The sequence below is a fragment of the Novosphingobium sp. genome (assembly GCF_031424035.1).
GTDB lineage: Bacteria > Pseudomonadota > Alphaproteobacteria > Sphingomonadales > Sphingomonadaceae > Novosphingobium.
Genome location: NZ_JANPGP010000037.1, coordinates 1 through 2047, shown reverse-complemented (window position 1 = coordinate 2047; position 2047 = coordinate 1). Strand labels below are relative to the sequence as shown.

The 2047-nt window shown below is 63.8% G+C and carries 2 protein-coding genes; both read right to left on the bottom strand.

Features of this window, described 5'->3' with window-relative positions; translation table 11 throughout:
- On the bottom strand, positions 1-897 hold an 897-nt coding region (gene atpD / locus RMO89_RS05600), incomplete at its 3' end, for a F0F1 ATP synthase subunit beta (protein ID WP_310531742.1).
- Positions 898-1002: 105 nt separating this feature from the next.
- Entirely contained in the window at positions 1003-1878 is an 876-nt protein-coding gene (locus RMO89_RS05595; RefSeq protein ID WP_310531741.1) for a F0F1 ATP synthase subunit gamma, read from the bottom strand.
- Between the last annotated feature and the right edge of the window lie 169 nt (positions 1879-2047).

Here is a 2047-nt window from a genome sequence, read left to right as displayed (position 1 = left end):
GGTGATGCGTTCCTGCAGCTGGCCCATGTCGGTCGACAGGGTCGGCTGGTAGCCCACGGCCGAAGGAATACGGCCGAGCAGAGCCGACACTTCCGAACCCGCCTGCGTGAAGCGGAAGATGTTGTCGACGAAGAACAGCACATCCTGGCCTTCTTCATCGCGGAAGTATTCAGCCATGGTAAGGCCCGAAAGCGCGACGCGGGCACGGGCGCCCGGAGGCTCGTTCATCTGGCCGAACACGAGAGCAACCTTCGAACCTTCAGGCGTCGGGTTGCCGTCCGCGTCCTTGGCGATAACGCCGGCGTCGAGGAATTCGTGATAGAGATCGTTGCCTTCGCGGGTGCGTTCACCAACGCCTGCGAAGACCGAAACGCCGCCGTGGCCCTTGGCGATGTTGTTGATCAGTTCCTGAATAAGCACGGTCTTGCCCACGCCGGCGCCGCCGAACAGGCCGATCTTGCCGCCCTTTGCATAAGGCGCGATGAGATCGATCACCTTGATGCCGGTCACGAGGATCGCGGCTTCGGTCGACTGATCGATGAAGGCAGGGGCCTCGGCGTGGATCGGGTTGCGCTTGGCTTCACCCACCGGGCCGCGCTCGTCGATCGGCTCGCCGATAACGTTGAGAATGCGGCCGAGCGTCATCGGGCCAACGGGGACCGAGATCTGCGCGCCGGTGCTGGTCACCGGCTGGCCGCGGGTCAGGCCGTCGGTCGCGTCCATGGCGATGGTGCGCACGGTGTTTTCACCAAGGTGCTGCGCCACTTCGAGGACGAGGCGGTTGCCGTTGTTGTCGGTTTCGAGCGCCGAAAGGATCGCCGGCAGCTCGCCGGTGAAGGTCACGTCGACGACGGCGCCGATGACCTGGCTGATCTTGCCGGTGGCGACGAGAGCCATCTTGGGAGCGGCGGCCTTCTTGGCCGGAGCCTTGGCGGGTGCCTTGGCTGCTGGGGTCTTGGTCTTGGCTGCGGTTGCCATGTCTAGTTCCTTGCCTTGAATGCTTTAGAGCGCTTCGGCGCCAGCGATAATTTCGATCAGTTCGGTCGTGATCGCGGCCTGGCGGCTGCGGTTGTACTGGATGGTCAGCTTGTTGATCAGGTCGCCCGCGTTGCGCGTGGCGTTGTCCATCGCGGTCATCGATGCACCCTGTTCAGAGGCCTGATTTTCCAGCAGCGCGCCGAACAGCTGGGTGCGCAGGTAGCGCGGCAGCAGTTCAGCGAGGATTTCCGCTTCGCCCGGTTCATATTCGACCGATGCCCCGACCGAAGTCGAAACCTCGACCTTTGGGGCGGGGACGGGGATGATCTGCTGTTCGGTCGGTTCCTGAACCAGCGCCGACTTGAACTTGGCGTAGAACAGGTGGGCGACGTCGAACTTGCCGGCCTCGTACATTGCCATCAGCTCTTCGACCACGGCGCTGGCTTCGTTGAAGCCGGGCTCGCGCACCTCGGAGGTGTCGAACATGGCGGCAACGTCCTTCGGGTACTCGCGGCGGATAACCGCGCGGCCCTTCTTGCCGACGAGGTAGAACAGCACGGTCTTGCCGTCGTCCTGCAGGGCCTTGGCCTTGAGGCGGGCAGCCTTGACGATGTTGGCGTTGAACGCGCCGCACAGGCCCTTGTCGCTGTTGGCGACGACGAGCAGGTGCACCTGGTCCTTGCCGGTGCCGGCGAGCAGCTTCGGCGCGCTATCGCCCGACACCTTGCCGGCGATCGAGGCCATCACCGCAGCCAGACGCCCGGCATAGGGGCGCGCAGCCTCGGCAGCGGCCTGCGCCTTACGCAGTTTTGCGGCCGCGACCATCTGCTTGGCCTTGGTGATCTTCTGGGTCGACTTGACCGAGTTGATCCGGCCCTTGAGTTCCTTCAGCGAGGCCATGACGGCTCCCTAGTTAGCTCGATGGGGCTCAGGCGAACTGCTTGCCGAAAGCGGCGAGTGCCGCCACCGTCTGCTTCTTCGCATCGTCACCGAAATCGCGGGTGTCGCGGATCAGCTTGAGCGTATCGGCATGCTTGTCGCGCATGAAGCTGAGCATTTCGGCTTCATA

Excerpts from the sequence above, each read along its gene's own strand:
- RMO89_RS05595 (WP_310531741.1), bottom strand. The coding sequence starts at position 1,878 with ATGGCCTCGCTGAAGGAACTCAAGGGCCGGATCAACTCGGTCAAGTCG.